Origin of the sequence: Salipiger sp. HF18, from assembly GCF_011806505.1 — a bacterium.
GTDB classification, from domain to species: Bacteria; Pseudomonadota; Alphaproteobacteria; order Rhodobacterales; family Rhodobacteraceae; genus Salipiger; species Salipiger thiooxidans.
Genome location: NZ_JAATOS010000909.1, coordinates 1 through 801, shown reverse-complemented (window position 1 = coordinate 801; position 801 = coordinate 1). Strand labels below are relative to the sequence as shown.

Here is an 801-nt window from a genome sequence, read left to right as displayed (position 1 = left end):
CCCCCCGCCGCTCCCTCGGGCGGGCCGACGCCGCGCCGCTGCCCTTCACCGCCGAGCCCAAGATCGATGGCCTCTCGCTGTCGCTACGCTACGAGAACGGCGAGCTGGTGCAGGCCGCCACCCGCGGCGACGGCGCCGTCGGCGAGAACGTCACCGCCAACGCCCGCACCATCGACGACATCCCCGCGACGCTCGTGGGCGCGCCGGAGGTGCTCGAGGTTCGGGGCGAGGTCTACATGAGCCACGAGGATTTCGCCGCCCTCAACGAGCGCCAGGAGGCGCGCGGGGGCAAGCGCTTCGCCAACCCGCGCAACGCTGCGGCGGGTTCGCTGCGCCAGCTCGACGCCGCGATCACCCGCGAGCGCCCGCTGCGCTTCTTCGCCTACGCCTGGGGCGAGGACTCGGAACCGCTGGCCACCACCCAGAAGGGCGCCATAGAAAGGCTTGAGGCGCTCGGCTTCCAGACCAATCCGCTGACCCGGCTCTGCGACGGCCCGCAGGAGATGCTGGCCCATTACGCGCAGATCGAGGAGCAGCGCGCGACGCTCGGCTATGACATCGACGGCGTGGTCTACAAGGTCGACGACCTCGCGCTGCAGCAGCGGCTCGGCTACCGCTCGACCACGCCGCGCTGGGCCATCGCGCACAAGTTCCCCGCCGAGCTGGCCTGGACCCGGCTCGAGGCCATCGACATCCAGGTCGGCCGCACCGGCGCGCTGTCGCCGGTAGCGCGGCTGACGCCGGTCACCGTGGGCGGCGTCGTGGTCTCGAACGCCACGCTGCACAACGAGGATTACATCG

At 71.8% G+C, this 801-nt stretch carries 1 protein-coding gene; it reads left to right on the top strand.

What is annotated here, in order from left to right; genetic code table 11:
• Positions 1-801, top strand: an 801-nt coding sequence (gene ligA / locus HC022_RS27910; protein WP_167454530.1) for an NAD-dependent DNA ligase LigA, incomplete at both ends; no start/stop codon positions are given.